This is a genomic window from Hyalangium minutum (assembly GCF_000737315.1).
GTDB lineage: Bacteria > Myxococcota > Myxococcia > Myxococcales > Myxococcaceae > Hyalangium > Hyalangium minutum.
On record NZ_JMCB01000031.1, the window covers coordinates 38,629 to 64,576 of the forward strand.

A 25,948-nucleotide genomic window follows, 5' to 3' on the forward strand; every position below is an offset into this window, starting at 1 on the left:
GCGTGCGCCCGGATGCCTAGCCCACCCGGAGAACGGGGGGGACATGCTGGAACGTGGGGGCATCCCGCGTCAGCTCCTCCTGCAGCGGACGGAGCGCCGCGCCGCGCCGCGCACTCAGCCGGTACAGCTCCAGCACGAGGGCATGCCACAGGGACGGGGTGGCTCCGCGCCCGGCCGAGAGGAACACGGGGACCTCCGCCAGGAACTCCTCATCCCGCTCCTCCGCCGCCAGCCACCGGAGCCGCAACCACTGGTGGGGACGCGCAAACGGAGCGCACGCCGACGCGCCGCTCTGGAGATGCGGGCCGAAGCGCTCCAGCCTGCGCCGTGTCTCAGCACCCTCGGGCGCGAGGACCTCGGCCAGAGATTCGAGGACATCCTCGAACATCATGGCTGCGACGTCCGCTTGCAGGGGAACTGCCGCAGTGGCGCGGAGCGCCGACAGCGGCCAGGCGTTGGCATCCCCCTCGATGTAGGAGAGCAGCGGGAGCCCCAGCTCCAGCGCCTCATCCAAACGCCCCCGCCGGGCCTCCATGTGGATCAGGTTGCGCACGAGGTGGATGCGCCGCGGTTCGGTGAACGTGTGGCCATGCGCCACCTGAAGCGTGTTGGTCGCCTCCAGCGACTTCAGCAGCGCGGCGTGCGCCTCCTCGAAGCGCGCCGTGCGGTAGAGGAGGTAGGCCTCCCCGGCCTCGTGGAGTGTCGTCACGAGCAGGCGCGCTTCCGGGCTCAGCTCCTCCAGGCCCAGCTCGGCCCGGGCCTCTTGCATGCTCTGCTCGGCCGCCGTGTTGTCGCCAGCGCGAGAGGCGCGAAGTCCCCGCTCGCGGGGGCCCACACTTCGCCGGATGCGCATGATCTCCTGGGGCGAGAACCGGGCGCTGGCGAGACGCTGCGCCTCTTCCTCGAACCGCCGCAGCAGCAAGGCCTGGGCCGAACGCGAGTTCACGCTCTTGCCCTGTGTGTAGGCCTGCAGAACCGTTGGCACCAGCGAGGTGAGTTGCTCAGCGGCGCGAACCATGCAGAGGACTCCCAAAAGCGACGAAGAATGCCCACCTGAGCCTATAAGGAATCTCCTGGGTGTTGCTACCGGCCGGAGGCCCCGAACCATGGTGGAGCTGCGCGTCTGCATCGACGTCGATGACTTGGACAAGGCGATTGGGTTCTACACGGAGGTGCTCGGGCTGAAAGTGGGGCGCCGGTTCGGGGACAGTGGCGCGGAGCTGCTCGGAGGCTCGGCCCCCATCGACTTGCTCGCCAAGCCCGCAGGCAGCCAGCCCAGCCCGAACTCCTTCTCCATGCGCGACTACCGCCGGCACTGGACACCCGTCCACCTGGACTTCGTCGTCACCGACGTGGAGGCCGCCGTGGAGCGGGCCAAGGCCCAGGGCGCCGTGCTGGAGCACCCCATCAAGGATCAGCCCTGGGGCCGGCTCGCCCTGCTCGCGGACCCGTTCGGACACGGCATCTGCTTCCTGCAGTTCAAGGGCCGCGGCTACGACGAGCTGGGCGGGAGCTGACGCGCGTCAGTAGTGGTACTGCGTCTTCTTCGCCCACTCCGTCTTCCCGTACTTGCGCTGCAGCAGCTGGAAGGCCTGCTTCGACAGAGCGCTGCGGGCCTTGCTCCCTTCCTCATAGGAGGTGCAGAAGGTGCGATCGAAGCGCGTCTGCCGCACGGACTCGTGCAGGGCCTCCGGCACCAGCGCGTCATCCGGGTGGCGCTTCGCGTAGTCCAGCGTGAACTGGATGAGCAGCTCCGGGGACTCGCCCAGCTTGCCCAGTGCCTGGCGCTCGGCAAGCACCTCCCGGCGCTCGGCCACGGAGATGAAGCGCGTCCCACAGGAGCCCTTCGACGCGTCGCAATCCTGGTAGAAGTCCGTGGGCTCTCCGCCGCACCAGCCGGACCCCAAGCAGATGTCGTAATCGAACCCGCCTTGCGTCCGATAGGGGCTCACGTTCGGCGACATCCCCGGCGACTTGAGCAACACCCACACGGCGGCCATCCTCCGCTCCTCGGGCTTCTCGCGGGCCTTCACCTTCGCCAGCACCTCCTTCAGCTCCGGCGCCACCTGCTCCACCAGCGGCTCCAGCGCCTTCTCCTCCTCCCAGCGGTCCAGCAGCGCCGCTCGCGCCCAGCCCCCCAGCACCACCTCGCGGCGAAGCTTGGGGTCCAGCGCCGCCAGCATCTTCGCGTCCTTGAAGCGGGCCACCGGCACCCCCAAGGTGAAGAAGCGGTCCGCCTCCGAGGTCGACAGGTGCGCGTACTTCGCCCACTCCTCGAAGGTCAGCGCCGCCTGGCGCAGGCCCTCGGACAGGCGCTTGACGGTCAGCGGCGGCAACGTCGTCGCGCCCGACTCCAGCAACGGGAGAAGCTCCGCTCGCGCCTCGTCGAAGCGGCCCTGGGCGAGCGCCATCCGGCCCCGCGCCGCATGCACTGTCACGTAGGCCGGTGAGTCCTTGGGAATGGAGGCGCTCTGGGCGAGCAGCTCTGCAAGCTCCGGCTCCTTCCCCGTCGCCTGGCTCAGCGCCGCCACGAGCCAGGGCTGCGAGCGCGTCTTCTTCCACCACTCCACCGCCCGCGCATAGCCATCCTTGCCCCGGAACACGTCGAGGAACGACGACAGCTCATCCGTCGACGGAGGTTGCCCTTTCCGGAGTGCGAAGTAGTCGCGCCATGCATAGCCGAAGTTGTCGTCCGGCTTCTCCAGCAGCACCCGGCCCAGCAGGTTGAGCTGCTTGTCAGGGCGCAGGCGGTAGTCGATGAACCACGTGAGCTGCCGCGTCTGCCGGTGGAGATCCTTCAACCCAGGGTCCTTCACGATGGCCACGCACCGCTCGCGCGCCCTCTCCAGCAGCACTCGCTTCTCTTCGTCGGCCTGGGCCACCAGCGTCGCCTGACGGATGACGGCGCGCACCGCCACGAGCCGGGCCCACCCACGCCATGGAGACGCCGCGTCCTTGGCAATCGCATCCAGTTGCCGGATCGCCTCCTCGAACTCCCCTGCGTAGAAGAGCGCTGCGGCCGTCTGGTAGGCGCGATCCGTACGCGCCCCGGCCGAGGCGTTCGCGGGAGCAGGCGCTGGCAGCACCTTCTCCCCTCTTCCACAGTTGGCGAACACCGCGTCCTGCGCCTTCGCCCAGTCGATCACCTCGGGGTGGCTGGCGCCCAGCTTCGCGATGCGCTCGTCCAGTGACTGGGCGGCCACCTCGAAGGCGCCCGTGAGGCAGTTGAAGAACCATGTGTACTCTCCGAAGGGAGCCTCGGTGGCGATCTCGCCGCGCTCGGAGGGCACGGGCACCTTGGCGCGGGCGTCCGTCCAGGTTCCCGTGTACACGCCGGGGTAGGAGCTCTCGAGCGGCAGCATGCTCGCCACGAGCTCCTTCTCCGGCCCTGCCAGGCCGCGCATCAGCAAGAAGCCCACGGTCTGGCACTCCGGCGAGTGCTCCGTCAGATCGCCCAGCTTTCCGGCCATGCAGGCCTGAAGGTCATCCCTGGGCGAGGGCTCCGAGCAGTCGGGGCCACACGCTTCGCTCGGAGCGGCCCACAGCAAGGGCACGGCCAGGGTGAGCGCCAGCGCCGCACGTGCGAAGAAGGACTTCATGGTGACTTCTCCCGGAGCTGCTGCAGGTCCTGGGCAGTCCAGGACCGGGGGTTGAACCAATACCTGCGGCGTCCGGAGGGCAACGAAGGCTGGGGCTCATCCACCACGAAGCCCACGCTCTCCCGGCACCGAGCGCCGTTGAAATCTCCTCGCCGCGCCAGCTCCGCGCGCACCTGCTGCGAGTCCACGCCCATGCGGAACACCATGGGCACCACCTCGTCCACCGGCAGCCCGTCGAGCCAGCCGTCGTCCAGACACCACGATGCCAGCGCCGTCATCGACAGACGCAGGGTTGCGGGCAGAGCGGCCCGAAGGTCCTGGAGCAGCGCGCGGTAGAAGGGGCGCTCGGAGGCGCGGGCGTCGTAGTCCACCTGCACAGCGTCCGGGGCCTGCTGCTGCACCTGATCGGAGATGAGCTTCACGAGCCTGGCGCGCTGGGCCTCGCTGGGCGCAGTGCCACGTGCCACCTCGATGCGCATCACCGCCAGCCGGTACGTGCCCGGAGGCACCACGAGGGGCTGGCGGCGGCGGTAGGCCTGCACGCCCTCTCCGGAGAGCTGGAGAGTGACCGCATGGAAGGCGACGCCCTCTCGCGCCGGGTCGATGAAGTCGAGCCGCTCGGGGCGCTCCCAGGCCCACAGAAACACGGGCGGGGGCTCCGCCGCGCTCGCGGGCACGGCCAGGAGCAGCAGCCCCAGCGACAGGGCACGAAACCTCCGGGCACACCGAGGGGAGGAATTCATGCCCCCACGATGCCACGTCTCCCTGACCGTGTCGGCCAGGGAATCAAGCACTCCCTGGGGAGGAGGCCTCGGCCGCGAGCGCCGCCAGCTCATCCTGGAAGGCCACCACCAACCGGTGGGGATCCGGCACCAGCCCCGCGTCCACGGAGACGCCCACCGTCACCTGGCCCGCGTAGCTGAAGATGCTCACGCCCAGGCTCACCTTGCCTGTCTGGGGCACCCAGAACATCAGCCCCTCCAGCTTCGTGCCCGCCAGATACACCGGGTGCCGGGGGCCAGGGACGTTGGTCATGACGAGGGAGCCCTTCGACGCCACCACCTCCACCACCGCTTTCTCCAGCGCCGCCGGGGCCATCCCCGCCATGCCGAGCATGCCGAACGTCAACGCCGCCTCCGGCGAGCGCTTCAGCGCGTCCATGCGCTGCTTGAGCAGCCGGAGCCTCCGCCGAGGCTCCACCTCCTTCACCGGCAGATCCAGGAACACCAGCCCGAAGCGATTGCCCAGCTCGCGGGGAATGGGCGCATCCAGCGGCCGCAGGTTCACCGGGACGAAGGCGCGCAAGTCCGCCACCGGCCCTCCCCGCTCCTCCAGGTAGCGCCGCAGCCCGCCCGAGAGCGCCGCGAGCAGCACGTCATTGACGGTGCTCTCCATGGCGCGGCCGGTGGCCTTCACCTGCTCCAGCGGCAGCGGATCCGACCACACGGCACGCTTCGCCTGGCCCAGCGCTCCCCGAAGCACCGTGGGCGGATCCGAGGGCAGCAGCGCCAGCCGCTTCAGCGTGGCCGCGCCCCGGGCCCCCTCGCGCACGAGGTCCCCCACCTGGATGGGCTCGGCAATGAGCTCCGCGCTCCGCTTGAGCGCGGCACGGGTGCCCGAGGCCACCGCGCGGGCCCCTCGCAGCAGCTTCATCCAGCTGGGCGCGGGCGGCGCCTCGCGGGCGGAAGGCTCGGGGGTGAAGTGCTGCTCCGTGCCCTCATCCATGAGCGACAGGAGCACCCGCGCCAGGGAGATGCCATCCGCGAGCGTGTGGTGGATGCGCACCAGGAGCGCGCCCCCCTTCCCGAAGCCCTCCACGAGGTGCGCTTGCCAGAGTGGGCGCGAGCGCTCCAGCGGCACGCTCATCCACTCGCTCACCAGCGCCTCCAGCGCCTCGCGGTCTCCCGGCGGCGGCACCTGGAGGTGGCTCACGTGGGCGTCCCAGCGGAACGCCGCGTCTTCCTCCCAGAAGGGAACCCCGAGCAGGCCCTCGGGAACCACCAGCCGCTGACGGAAGCGGGGGAAGCGGTCCACCAGCCGCTCGCGCAGCACGGCCTCGAGCCGCTCCCAGTCCGGGCGCTCCTCGAACCAGAGCACCGCGGTGATCATCATCAGGTTGGTGGGCTCCTCCATCCGGAGCCACGCCGCATCCACACTGGCCAGCCGTTCCATCGTCACGCCCCGTCGTACTTCAACGTGGCAGCCACCGTCTCCCGGGAACGAGAGCCCCCTCCGCGGGTCTGCGGACGCCCTACGGCTTCTCGGCCTCCTGGGTGTCACGGGCCTGGGTGCGCTGGAACTGGAAGGTGCTCTTCGAGGCGTCATCCACCACGAGGGTGAGCATGTCCTGCTCGACGCTGAAGGAGTAGCGCGGGCCCAGGAACTTCCCCTTGGACAGGCCGATGACGCGATCCACCCCACACACCTTGCCCACGGCCTGCCCGTCCTTCGGCTTGAGCACCACCTTGTCCTTCGCCACAGCGAAGGAGCCCCACGAGCGCACCTCGAGGAAGTTCCCCTGGCCGACCGCGGAGTCCTCCAGCTTGGTGCGCAGGATGAAGCACCCGGAGGGCGTCACCTCCAATGTCCGCACGTAGTCGGGACGAGGGTCAGGGTTGAGCCGGGCCGGCGCGCCAGGAGGCTCGGGCTTGAGGGTCGCCGCGACGAGCTCCCAGCGCCCCACCACCTTCTTGGGAGGCGGACCGTCCGTGGAAAAGCCCTCGCACGGCTCCCGCTTCTCCTTCTCCGGGCTCTTGGGAGCAGGCTCGAAGGCGCGCTGACACGTGCCTCCGCACAGGCGCGCCGAGCACTCGCTGTCATCCTCCGCACAGCCGGCCTTCTCGGTGCACGCCCGGAGCCGGCCGAGCGCCTGCTCACAGCCTTCGCGCAGGCATTGGTCCATGCAGCTCGAGTCAATGCACTCGGAGACACACACCCAGTTGGTGGTTCCACACACACCGCCTCCGAGGGTACGCGGAGAACGGCTGGAGGCCTGGGCGCCAGCGGAAGCCACCCAGCCCAGCATCACAAGGACACAGAGCGTACGAGACACCCGAGGAAGCTAATCCTCCTCAGGCGAAGTGCCAGCGCCAGGAGGTGACCTCCTCCAGCTCAGGCATCTCCAGCTCGAAGTGAAGCACCTGGCTGCGGGTGAAGACGCGGGAGTCGACGCGGAGCAGCAACATCGGTGTGGGGTTCTGCGGCCGCTGGGGCGAGGCAGCGAAGGAGGTGTCCTCATCGAAGGCTGCCCGGTAGAAGACACAGAAGCCATCCAGCCGCCCCTCGTGCTGAATGGGACGGGTGACGTGGAAGTGGCGAGTCAGGTCTCCGGGCCGCACGGTCTCCAAGTCGAAGACGAGCACGGGTGCGGGCTCGCACAGCAGGTGGGACACCTCGTAGGAGTGGATGAGCCGGGTGAAGTACGAGGGGCTCATGGCCTCGCGCAGGGTCTGAAGGCAACTGAAGTCCACGCTGGGCAGGCGCTGGCTCCAGATGAAGGGGAGGCAGGCCTCGTCGCGGAGCTGGACGGGCTCGATGAACAGCTCGAAGCGGTGGGGGAGGATTCGCCCACCGGGCCGGAGGAGCCGGGTCCGCAGCTCCACCAACTGGGACACCAGTCCCCGGTCGAACAGGGCGGGCCCCATCTGCTCGTGGAGCAGGACGTCCACCTTCTTGTCCGGAGGCATGAAGCGCTGGGGGTGCTCGCGCACGAAATCGATCTGCTCGGAGAGCCCGTGGCGGCGAGCCACCCAGCGGGCGGTGTCCAGGTGGCGCGAGGGGTCCACGGCATAGAGCTTCCGGGGCGAGCGGTGGGCGGCGAGGAGCGTCCGCAGGCCGGCACCGGTGCTCACATCCATGACGACCTGGCCGGGGCGCACGTAGCGGCCAATGGCCTGGCGGTAGGCCTCCACGCGCTCGGGGTCCGCGAGGGTGGGATCATGCGGAGCGGGACTCGACAACGTGAGGCTGTCGGGCAACACATGCCGCAGCGTGTTGACGAGGGGATGGTGTCGCAGCCGTGACTGCAGATCGAACAAGGCCTGCCGAGGCAGGTCGAAAAGGTTCAGCATGGAACGAAGCCCCCCGGGCGCGCAGCCCATACCCAGCCAGGGGAGCAACCGGTCACTCCCCTTCCCGGGATACGCCATGCTTGGCACGAACGCGCCTGGCGGCCATGGCCCTACGGGGCAGTCCGAACATCCAGCGGTGGACACTGCAGCCGCAGGCCACTCAGGTCATGTTCACACGAAAGGAATCCCTTCGATGAGCGCCCGCCGTGGAACCGACGCCTTCAGCTTCCAAGTGATGGTTCTGCTGTGCGCCCTGTGGGGCCTTCAGCAGGTGGCCATCAAGCTGGCGGCCCACGACATGGCCCCCGTTCTCCAGGCCTCTCTGCGCTCGGGAATCGCGGCGCTGCTCGTGGGCCTCCTCATGGCATGGCGAGGAGGTTGGGAGGGCGTGCGCCAGAGCACCCTCCCGGGAGGGCTTCTGGCAGGCCTCCTCTTCGCCGCCGAGTTCCTCCTCATCGCCTCGACGAGCCCCTCACGCTGAACTTCGTCCTGGGAGCGGTGCTGGTGCTCGTGGGCATCGGGCTGGTCAGCGGAGAGGCCTGGCTGCGCCGCCTGCTGAGCCGGAACCCAAGCGCCTCGCCTCGGTAGGGAGTTACCCCGTCACCGGCACGCGCACGAGCCGGAAGCCCACATTCGGTGAGCTCCCGCGCGTGTCAGCCGAGCGAAAGCTCACGCGCAGCACTTCCGCACAGTCCGCCCAGGAGCCGCCTCGCAGCACGTGCCCCCGATCGGGAATCTCTTCCCCCAGGACACAGAGCGGCGACTCCTCGGGACTGTCGAAGTAGAAGGACGCGTCGTAGTGGTCGGCGCACCACTCCCACACACCGCCCGCCATCGAATAAAGGAAGTAATCGTTCGGCGGAAACACGCGCGAGGGGCGCAAGAAGAACGCGCCGAAGTGACCAAAGTCCGCGCGCATGACATCGGGTGGCGCGTCCCCCCAAGGGTACGAGGCACCCCGGAAACAGCCTCGGGCCGCGCGCTCCCACTCTGCCTCGGTCGGCAGCCGGTACTGCACCGCAGCCGTGCTCATGTGGCGTCCCACGAGCTCGGCCAGCTCCCAGCCCACTGCGACCATGGGCTTCTGATCGAAGCGAGCCGGCGAGTTGCTCGTGCGCTCCGGCGCCCCGAAGAGCTCCTGAGAAGTCATCACTTGGCCATCGCGCGTCCAGAGCCCCTCTGTGTCGTGGGCATGCCAATCCCTGGCGCGCACTGTTTCGTTCTCGCAGTACTGCAGCCGGATCTTCGAGTCGTTGCTGTACTCGAACCGGGCGCGACTGGGAGCAAACGCCTCGGAGATGAGCGCGAACTGCGCATCCGTGGGGCGCCCATACGGGTCCGGCCAGCCGAGCACCCGCGCGAAGTCGTCCCAAGACAGGGGCGCCTCGCTCATCCAAAACCCGGGGAGCGTCACCCGGTGCGCGGGGCGCTCGTCGGGCTCCCCATTGGCATTCCCCATCACGAACGAGCCCGCCGGGATGTAGCGGAACACCAGCCCGTGCTCCTTCACCGCGAGCCGGTCCAGGTCCTGCTGCAGGAGCGGCACCACGCGCTCTCGGTCCTTCCAGGCCACCGCATCCAGGGTCGCGGCCGCGCCCATGAAGTCTCCCCGAGAGCGCTGCTCCTCCGCTCGAGCGAGGGCTTCATCGATCACCGACATGAACCCTCCCTCGGTGCATCGAGGACAGGCAGGCGCCAGCGCTCGGGGCGCTGCTCCCCACGGGACTGAGCCTGCCAAGGATCCTCCGCGTAGGCCGAGCCCGCGTAGAACTGCGCGCGCGCCCGGCAGCCTCCGGTGAAGCGGTCATCCTCGGCACCACCTCGCATGCGCCGGAAGGCGTGGCCCTCGCGCCAGATCTCCTCGAAGGGCCGCTGCCGAATGTTCCCGGACTCGAAGGCCTTGCCCAGGAAACTGCACGGGTTCACGTCTCCCTGCACCGAGATCGACGCCACCGTGTTCGCGGCGCCGCATCCCGCGCCATGGTTCACCACGCCCCGCAGCTCCTCCCGCGCCGAGGGGCTGAAGGGGTCCAGGGCAAAGAGATCATTGTCGGCCTCGACCCGCTCCAAGCGGGCGAGTGCATCCACGTAGCCCTCGAAGGAGGGCATCAGCTCCGGCGTGCGTGCCGCGATCCCCACCGGATACAGCGGCCGGAACACGGCGGTGTGCGCGCCTACCCGCTGGGCGAGCGCGACACAGTCCTCCACTTCCGCGAGGTTGTTCTGGGTGAGCGTGAAGGCCAGCGTGAAGCGCGCGTGGCGGCCCAGCAGCTCGAGCTTGTCGAGCACCCGGTCGAACACGCCCTGGCCTCGGACGGCATCGTTCGACTCGGCGCGAGCGCCTTCGAGCGAGACGTTCAGCCACACCAGCTCGCGCCGCCCGAGCTCCCTCGCCATGCGCTCCGTGAGGAGGAGGGCGTTGGTCGTGAGGCAGGGGTGGAGCCCATGGCCCGTGGCCGAGTCGAGCACGTCCAGCAAGTCCCTGCGCATCAGGGGCTCGCCGCCCGTGAGCCCTAGCCGGAAGCTGCCAAGTCCCGCGAGCTGCGAGAAGAGTCCATCCATCTCCTGGAGCGTCAGCGGGTGGTGGTTGCGCGGCAGCTCCCCGGCGAAGCAGTGCGTGCAGGTGAGGTTGCACGCCCCGACGACTTCCAGGTGCACGGCGAGCGGGCCCAGCAAGTGGTCCGGAGGTGGCTCCCGATCGATGCGCGCAGCCGCCAGGCGCCCGTCCATGCGGAGGTAGCCCCGGGAGGCGAGGTCCACGGTCAACCCCTCGACAGCCTCCCGGTCTTCCGGGGCCGCGGCCTCGATGACGTCCCCCGCCGGACGCTCGGTCATGTCTCGGAGCACGGCCGCCGCGGGCTTGTCGAAGGGCAGATACCGGGACGAGCGCCGATCGAAGAGGAGCGCCCCGAAGTGCTGCGGGATGAAGACGAGCGAGGGGCGGCTCATGAGAACCCCTCCATGTCCACGCGGAAGCGCCAGCGCACCCACGCTCGCGCCGCCTTGACGGGCAGCCCCAGCCCCTTCGCGTCGCGCTGCAGGTGCTGCCACCTCCAGCGCTCGTTGCCATGGGGATCGGGAACCGGCTTCTCCACGAGGGGCACGAAGTCCGGGCTGTCGAACGTGGGGAGCTGCCACCCCTCGGGCGGCTCGCGCGTCGCCGCATGCCACTGGCCATCCGCCTGGGACCTGGCCTGCCCCCGCCGTGCCGTGGAGATGGCAGGCCGAAGGTATGCCGTCACGAGGAGAAAGCCCGCGTCCCCAGGGTTGTCCACGATGAACGAGAGCACATGCTCCCCGGGCTCCACCGTCATGCGCTGCTCGTCGAGGCGCTTCCCATCCAGGAAAGGCCCCTGGGAGGTTCCCGCCACGTACGAGGACACCGAGATGCCGATGGGAGCCCCCGGGCGCCGCCAGCGGAGGACCACGCCACCGCACCCGGCGGGCACCTCGCAGTGGCTGTGCACCTCGAGCGCGAGCCGGTTCGACATCTTCCGGTAGCGCTGGAGCTCGTTGAGACGCAGATCGTCACGGTCAGCCATGGCGCGGAGGCTAGTTCCTCGAGAGCCCGCCTGCCACACGAGGGCAGGCGGACTGTGCCTCCGCCGCTGAGTGCCGTGAAGGACGGCCTACTTCTTATGCTCGATGGAGACGGCCTTGTTCTCCATCTTCTCGATGCCGAAGGAGGCACGCACCTCGGCACCCGGCTGGAACTCCTTCTTCAGGTGGGACTCGATGCGCTGGTCCTTTTTCAGCTCCTTGCCATCCACCATCGTCTGATGGCTCACCCGGAGCGGGATGATGGCTCCCTGCTCAGACTCGACCAGAAGATCGTCCGACTTCACCCCCACCACCCTGCCTGTCAGCTCCTTCTGACCCTGCTGCATCTGACCCTGCTGCATCTGGCCCTGCTGCGTCTGGCCGTGCATCTGGCCCTGCTGCGTCTTGTCCGCCGCGAACGCAGCCCCGCCCAGCATCAGCGCCGTCACAACCCCCAAAGCCTTCCAGTTCATCTGTTCCTCCCATGCAGTTGGGGCCAAACCAGCCCCGGGACCAACATGGGCTCCGGCCACTGTCATGGCTCGGCGGCTGCCCTCCTCACCAGAAAGGAGTGACCGCCCCCCGCTCCTCCTCCGCTTCCCCATCACTCCAGAGAAGCGATGGGCGCCTCGTCCGTCTCGGCCGCTGGGGAGGGGCAACCAAGAGCATGAGCCGCTCACCCCACCGGAGCGCTGCCGGGACGGAGCCGGGCCGCGAAGGCCTGGAGCCGCTCCCGGGCCCGCTCTAGCTTGTCGCGAGGAATCGAGAACACCACGCGCACCCGCTCTGGATCCCCGCACCACGGGCCGCCGTTGAGCACCACGTGCGTGTGCGCGTACACCACGCGCGGGAGGTTCTCCACCGTGAGCCGCTCGCCGTCCACCTCTCTCCCCAGCCACGCGCTCACCTTGGGCGCGAGGAAGAGTCCTCCCGCCTCCGTCGTGTCCGAGCGCCCGTTCCCCGGCAGGGCCCCGGCAATCAGCGCCCGCTTCTCCGCCAGGTCCCGCCGCATCTTCACGAGGAACTCCTTCAGGGCCCGCTGGCGCGACGGGTACAGCAGCCTTCCTTCCGGGCTGCGCGCATACGCGGCATAGAGCCAGGCAGCCGCACGTGCCGTGGCCAAGGCCGGCGGCACCAGCCCGCTCTCGTTCAGGGCCGCCATGAGCCCCGCATCCCGCGTCGCCAGCCAGCCCAGGCGCAGGCCTCCCGCGGCGAACTCCTTGGAGAGCCCTCCCAGCACCACCGTGCGCGCTCCCACCCCGGGCACCACCTGCTCCAGCGTCACCGGGCTGTGCACCGTCTCCGCCGTCGGGTTCGTCAGGTTCACCAGCCCGAAGATTTCGTCCGACACCAGCAGCGCGCGCTGCTCCACCACCCACGTCGCCAGCGCCACCAGCTCCTCGTTCGAGAGGTAGGAGCCTTCCGGATTCGAGGGCTGAGAGATGACCGCCACATCCGGCCCTCCCGGCCCGCGCCGCTCCTGGAGCGCCGCCACCGGCCCCAGCTCCACCTCGCACCCGGCCGCCACCCACGTGGGCGGCAGCACCCCGTAGCAGGGCGTGGCGATGAAGACGCGCGGCGCCCGTCCCAGCCGCTGGCGCAGCGCCACCCCCAGGTGATGCATCAGCGGCCACACCCCCTGGCCCAGCGCGATGTGCTCCGGCGCGTACCGCGTCGCGCGCGTCTCCCGCAGGAAGCCCACCACCGCCTCGGCCAGCCCATGCTGCGTACCCGCTTCGTGCGGCGCCAGGAGCGAGGCCACCACTCCCTCGATGAGCGGCTGGGGCATGGCTCCCTCGTTCTCGCCATAGTCCAGCCGGATCAGCTCTGGGTCTCCCTCCTGGAACACCTTGGGCGCGAACGCCGGGAAGCCCGCCAGCCGCTTGATGCGCTCCGAGCGCGGCAACGGCACCGCCGGGGCTCGAACCGCCGCGGGCCGCTCCGGCTCGGCGAACGAGATGCGGAACGCCAGCAGCTCCTCGAAGGTGCGCTCATAGAACCCCTGCGCCAGCGTGCCGATGCGCGAGTACGTCACCTCCGCCGCCACCTCGAGGTCTCCTCGCAGCGGCTCCGGCACCGGCAGCAGCAGCGTCAGCTCCAGGTCCGGCCACACCGCGTTCTTGATGAGCCCGTAGAGCACCACCAGGTTGGGAGGCAGTGGCTCGCGGGCCAGGAACTCGAAGAGCGTGAGCGGCTCCACCTCACTGGTGATGTGGAAGAAGGCGCTCTCGTCCAGCACGACCCAGATGCCCCGCCGCGCCGCCTCCGCGACAATCTCCCGGAGCACCGCCAGGTTGGTGCGCTCGCCCCGCTCCACCGAGAGGAACACCACCTTCACGTCGAACGCCCCCAGCAACCGGCGGATCTCCGAGAGCGTGCTGTGTGTCACCGTCGTGCGCACCCGCGCCCGCTCCAGCGCCCGCGCGTACACCGGCAGCAACTGGCGCGACACCAGCACCCCATCGCCAGGGTCACACAGCGCCAGCAGCAGCGAGTAGACGGTCTGCTCGCGCTCGGGCGCGACGAAGAGCTCCTCCTCCCGCAGGCGCAAGTCGAAGAACCGCTCCAGGTAGCGGGCCACGAGCTGACGGAAGGGAGCATCCCCCGCCTCGTGCGTGTACGGCATCACCGGCGAGCGCGTGAGCCGCTCCGCCAGCGCTGCCACGAAGCCCAGCTGCTCCTGGGACACGGCCCCCAGGTCCAGCTCCTCCGCCAGCTTCGAGGCTCCCAGCGTCCGCAGCGCCGCGCGCAAGGCCAGCGTTTCCCGAGGCAGCGCCAACCTCGCCTCCCACACGGCCACCTCGTGCCAGATGGGGTGGCCCACCTGCAACCAGCCCAGGGCCGTGGCGGCTCGCAGGGGCTCGGCGCTGTGCGCCTCCATGAAGAACTCGAACTCGCGCTCTGTGCGCTGCTCCAGTGCCACCAGCGGCCGGATGTCCGTGTCCGCCGCCTGCATCACCCGCCGCGCCACCCGCACCTGGGTGGCGAAGCCCCGCCGGGTGAACATGCGCTCGATGATGGGCCGCCCCGGCCGCCCCGCCAGGTTCAGCAGCAGCCGCCCGCTGGGCGCCAGGTACTCGGGCACCTCATCCAGGAGCTTCGCGATGAGCCCCAGCCCGAAGTGGTCCTCGTAGACGTTCTGCAGCACGGTGTAGTTGGACAAGTCATACAGCTCCTGCGTGTCCGCCTCCGCCGGCGCCTCGGGCAGCCCCTCCGTGCGCAGCACCTGGGGGATGCAGCCCACCACGAAATCCCACGCCGCGCCCTCGGGCAGGCCGCGCAGCAGGTTGCTCTCTCCGAAGGACATCCGCGCCACCATCCGCGCGTCCCCGTTGAGCCACGCGTTGCAGGTGGCCACCCAGGGCGAGTGCGGGTTCAGGTCCGCGCCGTGGATGTGGGCCAGCCGCGTGAACTTCGCCAGCGCGATGCAGATCCACCCCGAGCCCGTCCCCACCTCCACCAGCCGCTTCCCGTCGTACTCGTCCAGCGGCACCTTCAACATGCCCTCGAGGAAGGTGTACGCCCAGTCCTCCGGGGCGAAGATGGACGGCAGCAACAACAGCTCCAGCCGCTCCTGCCTGGAGCCTACCGCCGCCATGACGGTGACGAGCCGCAGCGGAGCGCCCTCGGGTTGGCCTCGGCTCAGCTCGGCCAGTGCGCGCAGCTCGGCCAGCGCCGACGCACGCCGCTCTGGAACGGCCAGGGCCTCCGCAAGCTCACGGAGTTGGTGCACCGCGTCGCGAGCCGACTCGGGGTAGGTCGCCATATGGGGCAAAAAATGTGTCACGCCCGCGAGGAGCGCACCACGTTCACGGCGTCCTCCGTCCAGCGCCGTACATCCCCGCGCCCGGCGGCACGAAGGTCACGGAGTCCTTGCCCGCTTCCGGGCAATCGTGGCAGGTGGAGTGCAGGAGGAGAACCATGCCCACCCTGATTCCCGCCCCGACCCGCGTAGAGGCCGCGGGCAACAAGCCCAAGCTGATCGACGAGTACATCGGCCGGGTCAACTCGAAGACGAGCGAGCTGAGCGTGGCCCACATGCGCAGCCCCGGCGGCTGGGTCGAGCCCGGCCAGACGCCCGAGTTCCGGGAATTCACCGTGGTGCTCAAGGGCCAGCTGCGCGTGGAGCACAAGGGCGGCACGTTGGATGTCCACGCGGGGCAGGCAATCATCACCGAGCCTGGCGAGTGGGTCCGCTACAGCACCCCCGAGGCGAACGGCGCCGAGTACATCGCCATCTGTCTGCCGGCCTTCTCCATGGACACCGTGCACCGGGACCCCTAGCGGCGCGAGGGGCACTTGCGATGCTGCTCACGTCCATCATTGGACTGAAGCTCACCGCGTGAACACAGCGCGTGGACGGGCCCCTCCACTGTGGTAGACGGCACCCGCCTCGCTCCCGCGCCCAAAGGAGGGCTCCGTGGAAATCACCAAAGACACTGTTGTTACCGTCGACTACCGCCTGCACCTCGGAGACGGGAAGTACATCGAGGAGAGCGAGAAGGATGATCCGCTCGTCTACCTGCACGGCTACGAGGAGATCGTCCCCGGCCTCGAGAAGGCGCTCGAGGGCAAGAAGGCTGGCGACACCCTGAAGGCCACGGTCTCTCCGGAGGATGGCTACGGCGAGTATGACCCGGACGCCGTGGAAGAAGTGCCGCGCGAGGAGTTCCCCGCGGACCTGGAGCTGGAGGCGGGCGGCATCGTCACCGCCACGGACGACGAGGGGGATGAGGTGGAGTTCACCGTCAAGGAGCTGCGCCCCAAGACGGTGGTGGTGGACTTCAACCACTCGCTCGCGGGCAAGACGCTCCACTTCGAGGTGACCGTGCGCGAGGTCCGCAAGGCCACCGAGGAGGAGCTCGAGCACGGCCACGTGCACAGCCCCGGCCACGACCACGACCACTGAGTCCTCGGCCACGCTCGACGATGGGCCGGTGAAGGCGACCGCTCCTGGGACGGCGAAGTCCCAGAGACGGACACCGGCCTGTCCGCCTGGGGCTCGCGGCCCAGGCTCCTGCCTCGCTCCCCACCGGTCCCGCCTGCACGCCGTGCAGGCACATGGGTTGCAGTCACTCCGAGACGTCAGGGCGCTCTCGCCCCTGGGAGAGTGACTGCGCCATGTGGCAGGACCTTCGCTTCGGTCTCCGCGTCTGGGCTCGGCAGCCCGGTCTCACCCTGATCGTGCTGCTGACCCTGGCCCTGGGGATCGGCGCGAACACGTCCCTGTTCAGCGTCATCAACGCCGTGCTGCTGCGGCCCCTCCCCTTCCCTGAGCCGGAGCGCCTCGTGCGCCTCTGGGGCGTGGACAAGGCCCAGGCGCAGCTCGCCGGGGATGCGGGCCGCAATGACTATGGCGCTTCCCCCATCGACGTCCTCGACTGGAGGGCCCAGAGCCACAGCTTCGAGGAGCTGGCCGTGACTGGCTCGGGCGGCGCGACGCTCATCACCGGGGAGGGCGGCTCGGTGCAGGTCCGGAGCGAGGGCGTCTCCCACAACTTCTTCACGCTGCTCGGCGTCTCGCCGGTGCTGGGCCGCTTCTTCGAGACGGATTCGAGCGGCAAGCCCGAAGACAAGGTCGTCGTCCTCAGCGAGTCCCTGTGGCGGCGGCAGTTCGGTGCGGATCCGTCCGTACTGGGCCGCACCGTCACCCTGGCGGGCAAGCCCTGCACCGTCATCGGCGTCGCGCCGCTGGGGCTCGAGCCCCCCCTGTTCAGCCCCCGAGGCGCCCCGGACATCTGGCACCCGGTCGCACTGAATGAGCCTCCCTCCATGCGCGGGGTGCGCTGGTACGCCGTGCTCGGCCGCCTGCGCGAGGGCGTCACGGTGGCGCAGGCCCAGGCGGAGCTGGATGCCCTCAACCAGCGGCTGGAGATGGACTTCCCTGCCACCAACACCGGCCGGAGCGTCCTGGTGATGCCGCTGACGGAGTCCTTGGTGCAGGAGGTCCGCCCTGCCCTGCTCCTGCTGCTGGGCGCAGTGGGCTTCGTGCTGTTGATTGGCACCGCCAATGTGGCCAACCTCCTGATTGCCCGCTCCGTCACCCGCCAGCGCGAGCTGGCCATCCGCACCGCGCTCGGTGCGAGCCGGGGCCGGCTCCTGCGCCAGTTGCTCGTCGAGAGCCTCCTGGTGGCGCTCGCGGGTGGGACGCTGGGGCTGCTGCTCGCGCTGTGGCTCACGGATGTGCTGGTCGCGCTGAGCGGCAACGGCATGCCCCGGCTCCAGTCGGTGCATGTGGATGGGCGAGTGCTGGCCTTCACGCTCGCGGTGTCGCTGTCATCGGGCCTCCTCTTCGGCCTGCTCCCGGCGCTCCAGGGCTCACGGCTTGCGCAGCAAGCGGCCGCCGGGCTGCCGGGACGCTCCGTGTCCACGGGCCGGTCTCAGCGCTGGACCCGCCAGGCGCTCGTCGCGGGAGAGGTGGCACTCTCACTCGTGCTGCTCGTGGGGGCGGGGCTGCTGCTGCAGACGTTCTGGCGGCTGCAGCGGGTGGATCCAGGCTTCCAGCCCCAGCAGGTGCTGACGCTGGAGCTCGCCACGCCTCGGCCCTGGACCACGACCCCGGAGCAGGCCTTATCCAACTCGATGAGAATCCTGGAGGAGGTGCGCACCCTGCCCGGAGTCATCGACGCCGGGAGCATGAGCCTGCTGCCGCTGAGCGACGTCGAGGCGTGCCAGCCCGTCCGGGTGGAGAAGCGCGCTCAGGGCGCGGAGCCACCGCCTTGCGCGGAGGTGCGCACGAGCAGCCCCGGCTACTTCCGTGCCATGGGCCTGCCGCTGCTGTCCGGGCGGTTGTTCGATGCGCGCGACACCCAGGGCCAGCCCCGGGTGGTGGTCATCAACAGCGCCATGGCCCGCCGCTTCTTCCCGGGCGAGAGCCCGCTCGGCAAGCGGATCGCCGCGGGCTCCTCGGCGGAGCCCCCTTGGATGGAGGTCATCGGCGTGGTGGGGGACGTGCACCACTTCGGGCCCAGCAAGGCGCCCGTGCCGGAGTTCTACAAGGCCCAGTTCCAGGATCCGGTGTGGACCTACTGGCTGGTGGTGCGCTCGGAGCGGGAGGCGGGCCAGGTCCTCTCCGCCGTGCGAGGAGCCATCCGGCGCATCGACCCAGAGATTCCCGTGTTCAACGTCCGCACGGCGGAGGAGCTGCTGTCCGGCTCCGTGGCCCAGCCGCGCTTCCGGGCCCTGCTGCTGGGCGCGTTCGCGGCGCTGGCCATGCTGCTGGCGGCGCTGGGCATCGCGGGCGTCGTCTCCTGGTCGGTGGCACAGCGCACGCGGGAGATTGGCATCCGGGTGGCGCTGGGTGCGCAGCCCCGGGATGTGCTGCGGATGGTGATGGGGCAAGGTCTCGCCGCGGTGCTGGTGGGCGTGGCGCTGGGGCTTGCCGGAGCGCTCGCGCTCACCCGGGTGCTGGAAGGGCTGCTCTTCGAGCTCACCGCGACGGACCCACTCACCTTCGCCAGCGGCGTGGTGGCGCTGACGGGTACCGCGCTGTTGGCCAGCTACCTGCCCACGCGCCGGGCGCTGCGGATCGATCCGGCCGAGGCCCTGCGGCTCGAATAGAGGAGGCGCTGTCCGGCGCCCCCGGGCGGCTCACAGCCGCAGCTTCTTCGCGGTGGTCTGCCCGGCGCGAATCTCCACCTCGATGACGGTGGAGATGTTCTTCTCCTCGTTGACGAGCTTGAGCTGGTATTTCCCGGCAGGCAGCTGCACGTCGATGAGCGGAGTGTCTCCCAGCCGCTGCTTGCGCAGGAAGACGCGGGTCCACGGCGTCGTGTCCAGGGTCAGCTTGCCCATGGCCGCCTTCTTCGCCGGCCGGCTCTGCGAAGCACTGGGGGACGCAGTCTCGGTGGACGTGGGAGGAGGATTCGGCGTGGGGGCGGGCTCCACCGCCAGGGCGAGCAGCACCATGGCTCGCTCGCCAGGGTTGGCCAGCTTCACCTGCCGCTCCGCGGGCAGCCGTCCCTCCAGCGAGGCGGCCACGCTGTGCTCGCCCACGCTGAGCGTGTCGAGTGTCAGCGGTGAGTGCCCCACCTCCTGGCCGTCCACCTTGATCAGCGCGCCGGGAGGATCCGTCTCGATGGTGAGGATCGGCGGCGCGGGAGCCACGGGCGGTGTGGCCACCGGAGGGGGCACCGGCTCTACCGACCCACCGGAGCGCAGGGCGAAGAAAGCGCCCATGCCCCCGAGCAACAACAGCCCGCCCACGGCGGCGGCGGTCATCGATAGCCGGGACCGCTTGCGCAGGGACTGCTCCAGCGTGGTCTCCTCATCCACCTGGGCGCGCCCGGGCATGGAATCGCCCGTGTTGCTGCTCACGGCGCGGCGGATGCCCGTCGAGGAGACCTCACCGTTGCGGGCCGCCTCCAACATCTTCGCCCGCTCCTGGATGCGCGCGCCGAAGCGCTCGTGCATGTAGGCGGCGAGCTCGGCGGCACCGGGCACCTCGGGCTGGCTGCGCAGCCACTCCTCCAGCGCGTACTGGAACTGGCGTCCGGTGGAGTAGCGCTGGTCCGGGTCTCTCGCGAGCGCCCGGGCAATGATGAGGCCCAGGGTGGCGGGAACCTCGGGGTTCCGCTCGTGCGCCAGGGGAATGGGGTCATCGCTGGCCACCACCCGCAGCGCCTCGAGCGGATCGGAGAACTGGAAGAGCCGCGAGCGCGTCACCAGCTCGAACAAGAGGATGCCCAGCGCGAAGATGTCACTGCGCGCGTCGAGGGACTGGCCCTTGGCCTGCTCGGGCGACATGTACGCCGTCTTGCCCTTGACCTGGCCCACCATGGTCTGGCTCTCGCGGGTGGCCGCCTTGGCGATGCCGAAGTCCACCACCTTCACCACGCCGTCGTAGGTGACGAGGATGTTCTGCGGGGACACGTCCCGGTGGACGATGCCGAGCAGCTTCCCGTCCGGGCCCGTCTTGGTGTGGGCGTAGGCCAGGCCCTCGGCGGCGTCGGCGATGACGCGCACCGCCAAGGGGATGGGCAGCGGCTGGCTCTGGCGCGCGCCAGTGCGTGCGATGGCGGCCAGGTTCTCACCCGGCAGGTACTCCATCGCGATGAAGAAGGCCCCCGCCTCCTCGCCCAGGTCGAAGATCTGGACGATGTGGGGGTGGTTGAGCTGCGCGGCGATCCGAGCCTCGTCCAGGAACATGGCGACGAACTCGGGATCGGTGCCCAGCCCATCCAGGATGCGCTTGATGACGACGAACTTCTCGAAGCCCTTGAGCCCCGCCTGGCGGGCCAGCCAGATCTCCGCCATGCCCCCCACGGCGATCCGCGCCAGCAGGTGATAGCGGCCCACCGTCAGCCCCTGATGCCAGACGGCAGGGACGGCCTCGAAGGGGGCCTCGGTGTGGGGGGTGTTGCTCACGTGGGAACTTTCTTCATCCTTGAAGGGGACTGTCAATTCGACGCTCCGCCAGAGCAGCGACTAACATGGATCCTCCGTGTCTCGCCTCCCCCCACTCCTCGTCTTCACCCTCGCCCTGCTCCTGGCCCCGGTGGCGTGGGGACAAACGCCCAATCCGGATCTATCCCGGGCCCGCGAGTCTCTGGAAGCACTGCGCTATAGCGAGGCCACCAAAGCCCTGGAGGCGGCCCGCGCCCGCCCTGGCAATGACCGGGAGACGCTCCTGCAAATTCTGGAGCTTCAGGGCGTGGTGGCCGCCATGCTCAACCAGTCCGCCAAGGCGCGCACGGCCTTCCAGACGCTGGCGGTCCTGGCCCCGGAGCACCAGCTCACGGGGGACTACGCCCCCCGGGTGGTGACGCCCTTCTTCGAGGCCAAGGGCTGGGTGGCTGATCAGAATGCCGAGCTGCGCTTCGAGACGGCCCCCGCGGAGAAGACCGGGCACAACATCGAGAGTCTGGCCGTGCAGGCGACCTCGGACGTCCTGAAGCTGGGACGCTCCGTGCGCTTTCACTTACACCCTGAGGGAAACACCTGGACGGAGCAGGAGAGCCCGCTGGTGGGCGGCCAGGCGTCGGTGGAGGTGAAGGGTGAACGGATCCGATGGTGGGCAGAGCTGCTCGACGAGCAGCAGGCTGTGCTCGCCCAGGTGGGCAGCGCCGAGGCCCCCCTGACGGAGCTCTCGCCCCGGCTGGAAGCGCTTGCACGCGCCCTGACCGAGCCGGTGAACCCCGAGGACTCCGGGAGTCACTCCTCCTTGCGCACCGCGTCGTATGCCCTCCTGGGGGCGGCGGTGGGAACGGGTGCGGCGGGCGGGTACTTCGGGTGGCGCTCGCGCAGCGCCCGGAAGGAGCTCGAGGACGCGCCAGTGAATGAGCAGGGTGTCACCGTAGGCATCACCCAGCGCGAGGCGGTAGCGCTTGATGAGCGGGCCCGCTCCAGCGCCAAGGTGGCCAACATCCTCTTCGGGGTGGCGGGTGCCACGGCCATCGTGGGAGGAACGCTCTGGGTGCTCGGCGCGCCTGTGACGGTCTCTGCGGCCCCCACGGGGGTTACGGTCGGAGGTGAGTTCCCATGAGGGCCTCGCGGTCTCGCGTCCTCGGGTGGTTCTTCGCGCTGGGAATGGCGTTGCTGGCCTCGGTGCAGGGCTGTGACTGTGGCTCCACGGGGCTCGACACGCGCCGCTTCGCCTGCACCCAGGACGACGAGTGCGCCTCGGGTTTCGTCTGCCGCGAGGGCGAGTGCCAGCCCGAAGGCTCCACGGTGGAGGATGGGGGCGTGGACGGGGGAACCCCGGATGGAGGCGGCGACGGAGGCCCCACGGACGGGACGGATGGAGGCACGCTGCCGGATGGCGGCACGCCGGCTCGGCCCACTCAGATCACCTTCGTCACCCCCGTGCAGACGATGGTTCCGGCGGGCGCGTGCTCGACCGCGACCATCGAAGCCCGGGACGCGAATGGAAGCGCCGCTCCGGTGGCCGCCAACACGGTCCTGAGCCTCGTCTCGCAGCCGGGCGCGGGCGCGGGCTTCAGATTCTACAGCGATTCCGGCTGCACCACCTCCACGAGCACAATGACGATGGCCGCGGGCACCAGCCGCGCCACCTTCTACTTCCGAGGCACCTTGGCGCGCTCCTACCGGCTCACCGTGTCGGCCACAGGGCTGGGGTCCGTGCAGCAGACGGAGTCCATCGTGGCTGGCGCACCGGCGAGCCTGGTCTTCATCAGCGATCCTCAGACTGTCCAGGCCGGAGTCTGCTCCTCCCGGGTAGACCTGGAGCTCCGCGACGCCTACGGCAACGCCACCCCGATGCCCACGCAGACCTCCGCCACACTGCTGGCGCAGGAGGGCTCGGGCATCGTGTTCTTCTTCGACTCGGACTGCGACACCGCCACCTCGGAGGCGGTGTTCCCGGCGGGCAGTGCGCGGACCAGCTTCTACTTCGGGAGCAAGACGGGCGGCACGTTCAACGTGTCCACCACCACGGGGCTGCTCACGGCGACGCAGCGCGAGACGATCCTGCCCGTGGTGCGCACGGGCAGCTGCCCTCTGGAAGAGGGCGAGGGATGGGTGACGTGCTCCATCTCTCCGCCTCAGGTGGACATGTCGAAGACGCTGCTGATGTTCCAGGCCAGTTCTGACGACGACAGCCCCGACAGCGCGAGCCTGAACTGCTCGCTCACGTCCGAGAGCACCATCACCTGCAGCCGGAACGACTTCGACGACGGAGATGAGCCCGAGATCCTCATCCGCTGGCAGACGGCGGAGCTGGCCACGGGATTGAATGTCCAGCACCTGCAGGCCGAGTGCAGCGGGGAGCCGGAGACCGAGCTGCCCATCGAGCCCGTCTCCAGCCTGCTGAACACCTTTTTGCTGGTGAGCTCCGAGCAGAACGGCTCCACCCAGGGAGACGATGACTACTACACCGCGTCCATGTCCGCGGTGGACCATGTGGACCTGAACTTCTCCTCGGACTGCCAGTTGAGCTGGACGGCCTCGGTTCAGGTCGTGGAGTACCAGGGCACCGACGTCACCCGGGGGCTGACGGGGAGCATGAACGGCACCTCGCTCGTCGTCTCCAACCTGCCGCCCGTGGACCTGGGCTCCACGGCGCTGCTCTTCACCTACCGGACGACAGGCGCCGACAACACGTCGGTCATGTGTGACCGCATCCTTCGCGGAGAGCTCACCTCGCCCACCTCCATCACCTTCACGCGCGGAAGTGGGGCCACGGGGTGCGCGGCCGCAACCATCAACTCCATCTCCTGGGAGCGCATCCAGTTCAACGAGCGGGCCCGGGCGCAGCACTTCAATGTGACCATGGGCTCGTCCACCACGACGGTCAACGTGCCGGTGACGTCCGTGGACACGACGCGCACGCTGGTCTTCGCCAGCGGCCAGATCCAGTCCGGCCAGGGGAGCGGGGAGACGTCCTACTCCGGGGACGACATCATCGGTGCGGCCCTGGGCTGGCACACGCTCACCTCGCCCACGAACCTGCGGGTGACTCGCGGCGCCGCGCTGGGCACCGCGAGGTTCTACTCCACCGCCCTGCAGCTCGAGCCCTGAGCTGCCGCTGGGCGAAGGGGCTCACGGGTGGAGTGCACCTCCACCCGGAGCCGGTACGGCTTAGAAGCGGCGGCGGTCCTCGCGGCGATCCTCCCGCTTCTCGCGCTGGTCCTCCCGCAACTCCTGGTGGTTCTGGTTCAGCTCCTGCTGGCCGAGGTTGATGAGCTGGACGATCAGCGAGCGCGTCCGCTGCAGGTCATACATGTGGCGGCTACCCATCAGAGGGTACAGCTCGCGGGCAATCGCCATCCGCGTCCTCAGCGATTGAGCCTCCGCACGCGCGTCCTGCACGTCATCGCGCCGGTCGCGGCGGTCATCCTTGAAGGCCGCGGGCCTGCCCCACAGGTCGCCGCGGCGGTCACCGCGCACCTCGCGGTTGTCACGGCGAATCTCCTTCTTGTCACGCTGCAGCTCGGCTTGGCTCTCGGCCAGTTCCTCGTGGAGCAGCTCGCGCAGCCGGGTCTCCACCGAGGCCATCTCTCGCTCATTCCGATTGGCCCACGCCGCGTCGAAGCGCGTCAGCACGGTCTGCAGCTCGGCCAGATCGCGCCGGTCGTCGCGAATCTCGCGCTTGTCCTGGCGGATTTCCTGGCGGTCCTGCCGGCGCTCCTGGCGGTTGCGCCAGTCCTGGGCGTGCGCCGCGCCAGCGAGGAAGAGGGAGCCAATCAGGAGGGCAGAAGAGAATCGGTTCATGATGGGAGTGTCCGAAAAGGTGGGTTGCTGCGCGCCAGCGGCGCTTCTGTGTACGCCATTCTAGACGCGCCTCGCCGCCGCTTATTCGAGCCCCCACCGTCTTCGCTGGCGGACCGTCGCGCTTGACAGGGTGGGAGCCCGGCTGCTCTCACCTCGTCCATGCTCTCGCTCCTCCTGGCCGCCACGCTCGCGGCGGCTCCCGCGCCTCGCGCCCTCGACTCGGCGAACACCGTCGTCCACATCCCCCAGCCGGCCAAGCTCTCCGGCCTCTATGCCTTCATGTCTCGCGCCGGGGTGCACGCCGCGCTCGCGCGCCCCGCCACCTGGAGCGCCGAGTTCCACCCGTTCCTCGCGCTGGACCCCATGCGCCCGGAGACGCTCACCGCCGCGGGCATCGATCCGGCCAGCCCTGCCACGATCTCCTTTATAGAGCGGGGCGAGGTCTCCTGCTCCCGGCTCTCGGACCCGCAGGCCTTCCAGACCCAGGCCCTCGAGGCGCTCTCCTCCACCACCTCGGTGAAGCCCACCACCGCCAAAGGCATCACCACCGCCAGCGCCCCCCGAGGCACCGGCCGCGCCGGCTATGTCCTCAAGGGCCAGGAGGCGTGCTCCTTTGCCACCCTCTATGACGATGACGATCTGCTCAAGGCCACCCTCAAGCTGATGGGCAAGACGCCCGCTCCGGATGCGCGCCTCACCAAGCTCCCCGGCGCCGTCTACGTCATCCAGGGCGCCACCGTGGTGGGCCTCGACGGCACCGCGGACACCCTCCAGGCCGAGGGCACCTCCACCCGCCTCCCCCTGCCCCCCTTCCAAGCCTCGCCCACCAGCCCCTACGGCGCCCTGAAGCTGGACGGCCTCCTCATCAGCCGCGCGCAGGTGGCCCCCGCGGGGCTCTCGCAGGCCGTGGGCGCCGTGCGCTACAGCGTCCAGCAGGTGTGCCCCACCTGCCCGCCCGACCAGGTCCAGGCCGTGGCCGAGGCCATCACCCAGCAGCTCACAGGACACCTCCTCGTGCTCGTCGACAGCGTGCAGGTGAAGGCCTCACTGCGCACCCCCGAGGGCCGCTTCTTCGCCCCCCGCCAGGCCGTCGCCGCTCAGGTGAAGGACGCCGCGAAGCTCAAGGAGGCGCTCGCACCCCTCGCGAACTTCCCCGGCGCCCAGGCCCTCGCGGATGGGTACACGCTGGCCCTCAAAGGAGGCACCGTCTCCGTGCGCCAGAAGGGCTCGCACCTCGTGCTCGGCAATGACGAGGCCGTGGTGAACACCCTGCTCGGCGCCCTCTCGGACAAGGCCGCCGCGAAGCTCCCTCACGCCGTGGACTTCACCGCCGACCCCAAGAAGGTGGCGCGCGGCCTCTCCCAGGTGTCGCTGCTCGACATCATGGCCAACCAGCAGCTCGCGGGCCTCTTCGCCGCGAGCGCCGAGATGGGCCCTCTGCTCGCCAACAGTGAGCGCATCTCCGGGTGGCTCGACAGCGCGCCCGGAGGGGGGCACCGCTTCTCCACCACGTGGACCCTGGCCGCCTCCGCCGGCAAGCCCTGATCCGCCGCGCGCGCGTCTCCCGCC

Annotated in this window: 21 protein-coding genes; 8 read left to right on the forward strand and 13 right to left on the reverse strand. The window is 69.7% G+C overall.

Annotated elements, in window-relative coordinates:
- Positions 1–16 precede the first annotated feature (16 nt).
- Entirely contained in the window at positions 17–1,018 is a 1,002-nt protein-coding gene (locus DB31_RS42755; protein WP_044199335.1) for a hypothetical protein, read from the reverse strand.
- An 88-nt stretch (positions 1,019–1,106) separates the two neighbouring features.
- Here DB31_RS42755 and DB31_RS42760 point away from each other — a divergent pair, with 88 nt between their 5' ends.
- Positions 1,107–1,517, forward strand: a complete 411-nt coding sequence (locus DB31_RS42760) for a VOC family protein (protein WP_044199337.1) — start codon at positions 1,107–1,109, stop codon at positions 1,515–1,517.
- Between the two features lie 6 nt (positions 1,518–1,523).
- On the opposite strand, the gene DB31_RS50120 is transcribed toward DB31_RS42760, so the two are convergent.
- The 5 genes from DB31_RS50120 to DB31_RS42785 all read right to left on the reverse strand — a co-directional run bounded on the left by DB31_RS50120 (position 1,524) and on the right by DB31_RS42785 (position 7,669).
- Positions 1,524–3,599 carry a hypothetical protein gene (locus DB31_RS50120; RefSeq protein ID WP_044199340.1) on the reverse strand — a complete coding sequence of 692 codons (2,076 nt, stop codon included), beginning with the start codon at positions 3,597–3,599 and terminating at the stop codon, positions 1,524–1,526.
- Entirely contained in the window at positions 3,596–4,342 is a 747-nt protein-coding gene (locus tag DB31_RS42770; protein ID WP_052420694.1) for a DUF3142 domain-containing protein, read from the reverse strand. The genes DB31_RS50120 and DB31_RS42770 overlap by 4 nt, the downstream gene beginning before the upstream one ends.
- A gap of 43 nt (positions 4,343–4,385) precedes the next feature.
- Positions 4,386–5,771: a WS/DGAT/MGAT family O-acyltransferase gene (locus DB31_RS42775; RefSeq protein ID WP_044199423.1), complete on the reverse strand. Its 1,386-nt coding sequence runs from the start codon at positions 5,769–5,771 to the stop codon at positions 4,386–4,388.
- Positions 5,772–5,850: 79 nt separating this feature from the next.
- The gene (locus DB31_RS42780) at positions 5,851–6,555 is read right to left on the reverse strand and encodes a hypothetical protein (protein WP_240487262.1); all 705 of its coding nucleotides are present in this window, start codon (positions 6,553–6,555) and stop codon (positions 5,851–5,853) included.
- A 115-nt stretch (positions 6,556–6,670) separates the two neighbouring features.
- Positions 6,671–7,669, reverse strand: a complete 999-nt coding sequence (locus DB31_RS42785) for an SAM-dependent methyltransferase (protein ID WP_044199427.1) — start codon at positions 7,667–7,669, stop codon at positions 6,671–6,673.
- 193 nt (positions 7,670–7,862) lie between these two features.
- On the opposite strand from DB31_RS42785, the gene DB31_RS50125 reads away from it, so the two are divergent.
- Complete coding sequence (locus DB31_RS50125; protein WP_044199343.1) at positions 7,863–8,150, forward strand: hypothetical protein; 288 nt, start codon at positions 7,863–7,865, stop codon at positions 8,148–8,150.
- 111 nt (positions 8,151–8,261) lie between these two features.
- Here DB31_RS50125 and DB31_RS42795 read toward each other — a convergent pair whose 3' ends face one another.
- The 5 genes from DB31_RS42795 to DB31_RS42815 all read right to left on the reverse strand — a co-directional run bounded on the left by DB31_RS42795 (position 8,262) and on the right by DB31_RS42815 (position 14,975).
- Positions 8,262–9,329, reverse strand: coding sequence for a formylglycine-generating enzyme family protein (locus DB31_RS42795; RefSeq protein ID WP_044199345.1), 1,068 nt, complete (start codon positions 9,327–9,329; stop codon positions 8,262–8,264).
- Positions 9,320–10,618: a radical SAM protein gene (locus DB31_RS42800; RefSeq protein WP_044199348.1), complete on the reverse strand. Its 1,299-nt coding sequence runs from the start codon at positions 10,616–10,618 to the stop codon at positions 9,320–9,322. The genes DB31_RS42795 and DB31_RS42800 overlap by 10 nt, the downstream gene beginning before the upstream one ends.
- Complete coding sequence (locus tag DB31_RS42805; protein WP_044199350.1) at positions 10,615–11,211, reverse strand: hypothetical protein; 597 nt, start codon at positions 11,209–11,211, stop codon at positions 10,615–10,617. The genes DB31_RS42800 and DB31_RS42805 overlap by 4 nt, the downstream gene beginning before the upstream one ends.
- 87 nt (positions 11,212–11,298) lie before the next feature.
- A complete protein-coding gene (locus DB31_RS42810; RefSeq protein ID WP_052420695.1) occupies positions 11,299–11,682 on the reverse strand; it encodes a hypothetical protein in 384 nt (127 codons plus the stop codon).
- Positions 11,683–11,885: 203 nt separating this feature from the next.
- Positions 11,886–14,975: an aminotransferase class I/II-fold pyridoxal phosphate-dependent enzyme gene (locus tag DB31_RS42815; RefSeq protein ID WP_044199353.1), complete on the reverse strand. Its 3,090-nt coding sequence runs from the start codon at positions 14,973–14,975 to the stop codon at positions 11,886–11,888.
- A gap of 155 nt (positions 14,976–15,130) precedes the next feature.
- On the opposite strand from DB31_RS42815, the gene DB31_RS42820 reads away from it, so the two are divergent.
- The 3 genes from DB31_RS42820 to DB31_RS42830 all read left to right on the forward strand — a co-directional run bounded on the left by DB31_RS42820 (position 15,131) and on the right by DB31_RS42830 (position 18,769).
- A complete protein-coding gene (locus tag DB31_RS42820; protein ID WP_044199354.1) occupies positions 15,131–15,493 on the forward strand; it encodes a cupin domain-containing protein in 363 nt (120 codons plus the stop codon).
- A gap of 136 nt (positions 15,494–15,629) precedes the next feature.
- Positions 15,630–16,118 (forward strand): FKBP-type peptidyl-prolyl cis-trans isomerase, encoded by a 489-nt coding sequence (locus DB31_RS42825; RefSeq protein ID WP_044199356.1) that lies wholly within the window; start codon positions 15,630–15,632, stop codon positions 16,116–16,118.
- Positions 16,119–16,330: 212 nt separating this feature from the next.
- Complete coding sequence (locus tag DB31_RS42830) at positions 16,331–18,769, forward strand: ABC transporter permease (protein ID WP_044199358.1); 2,439 nt, start codon at positions 16,331–16,333, stop codon at positions 18,767–18,769.
- 30 nt (positions 18,770–18,799) lie between these two features.
- Here the strand turns inward: DB31_RS42830 and DB31_RS42835 are convergent, their stop codons facing one another.
- Complete coding sequence (locus DB31_RS42835) at positions 18,800–20,575, reverse strand: serine/threonine-protein kinase (protein ID WP_044199432.1); 1,776 nt, start codon at positions 20,573–20,575, stop codon at positions 18,800–18,802.
- A gap of 76 nt (positions 20,576–20,651) precedes the next feature.
- On the opposite strand from DB31_RS42835, the gene DB31_RS42840 reads away from it, so the two are divergent.
- On the forward strand, positions 20,652–21,692 hold the full coding sequence (locus DB31_RS42840) for a tetratricopeptide repeat protein (RefSeq protein WP_044199361.1): 1,041 nt from the start codon (positions 20,652–20,654) through the stop codon (positions 21,690–21,692).
- Positions 21,689–23,686, forward strand: coding sequence for a hypothetical protein (locus DB31_RS42845; protein WP_044199363.1), 1,998 nt, complete (start codon positions 21,689–21,691; stop codon positions 23,684–23,686). The genes DB31_RS42840 and DB31_RS42845 overlap by 4 nt, the downstream gene beginning before the upstream one ends.
- A gap of 60 nt (positions 23,687–23,746) precedes the next feature.
- Here DB31_RS42845 and DB31_RS42850 read toward each other — a convergent pair whose 3' ends face one another.
- Positions 23,747–24,379: a hypothetical protein gene (locus DB31_RS42850; RefSeq protein ID WP_044199365.1), complete on the reverse strand. Its 633-nt coding sequence runs from the start codon at positions 24,377–24,379 to the stop codon at positions 23,747–23,749.
- A gap of 159 nt (positions 24,380–24,538) precedes the next feature.
- On the opposite strand from DB31_RS42850, the gene DB31_RS42855 reads away from it, so the two are divergent.
- Positions 24,539–25,924: a hypothetical protein gene (locus DB31_RS42855; RefSeq protein ID WP_044199368.1), complete on the forward strand. Its 1,386-nt coding sequence runs from the start codon at positions 24,539–24,541 to the stop codon at positions 25,922–25,924.
- The last annotated feature ends 24 nt before the right edge of the window (positions 25,925–25,948 follow it).

Coding starts and splice junctions, on each gene's coding strand:
- DB31_RS42770 (WP_052420694.1), bottom strand. CDS start 4,342: ATGAATTCCTCCCCTCGGTGTGCCCGGAGGTTTCGTGCCCTGTCGCTG.
- DB31_RS42850 (WP_044199365.1), bottom strand. CDS start 24,379: ATGAACCGATTCTCTTCTGCCCTCCTGATTGGCTCCCTCTTCCTCGCT.
- DB31_RS42845 (WP_044199363.1), top strand. CDS start 21,689: ATGAGGGCCTCGCGGTCTCGCGTCCTCGGGTGGTTCTTCGCGCTGGGA.
- DB31_RS42785 (WP_044199427.1), bottom strand. CDS start 7,669: ATGCTGAACCTTTTCGACCTGCCTCGGCAGGCCTTGTTCGATCTGCAG.
- DB31_RS42800 (WP_044199348.1), bottom strand. CDS start 10,618: ATGAGCCGCCCCTCGCTCGTCTTCATCCCGCAGCACTTCGGGGCGCTC.
- DB31_RS50120 (WP_044199340.1), bottom strand. CDS start 3,599: ATGAAGTCCTTCTTCGCACGTGCGGCGCTGGCGCTCACCCTGGCCGTG.
- DB31_RS42810 (WP_052420695.1), bottom strand. CDS start 11,682: ATGAACTGGAAGGCTTTGGGGGTTGTGACGGCGCTGATGCTGGGCGGG.
- DB31_RS42820 (WP_044199354.1), top strand. CDS start 15,131: ATGCCCACCCTGATTCCCGCCCCGACCCGCGTAGAGGCCGCGGGCAAC.
- DB31_RS42775 (WP_044199423.1), bottom strand. CDS start 5,771: ATGGAACGGCTGGCCAGTGTGGATGCGGCGTGGCTCCGGATGGAGGAG.
- DB31_RS42830 (WP_044199358.1), top strand. CDS start 16,331: ATGTGGCAGGACCTTCGCTTCGGTCTCCGCGTCTGGGCTCGGCAGCCC.
- DB31_RS42815 (WP_044199353.1), bottom strand. CDS start 14,975: ATGGCGACCTACCCCGAGTCGGCTCGCGACGCGGTGCACCAACTCCGT.
- DB31_RS42805 (WP_044199350.1), bottom strand. CDS start 11,211: ATGGCTGACCGTGACGATCTGCGTCTCAACGAGCTCCAGCGCTACCGG.
- DB31_RS42760 (WP_044199337.1), top strand. CDS start 1,107: ATGGTGGAGCTGCGCGTCTGCATCGACGTCGATGACTTGGACAAGGCG.
- DB31_RS50125 (WP_044199343.1), top strand. CDS start 7,863: ATGAGCGCCCGCCGTGGAACCGACGCCTTCAGCTTCCAAGTGATGGTT.
- DB31_RS42755 (WP_044199335.1), bottom strand. CDS start 1,018: ATGGTTCGCGCCGCTGAGCAACTCACCTCGCTGGTGCCAACGGTTCTG.
- DB31_RS42795 (WP_044199345.1), bottom strand. CDS start 9,329: ATGTCGGTGATCGATGAAGCCCTCGCTCGAGCGGAGGAGCAGCGCTCT.
- DB31_RS42855 (WP_044199368.1), top strand. CDS start 24,539: ATGCTCTCGCTCCTCCTGGCCGCCACGCTCGCGGCGGCTCCCGCGCCT.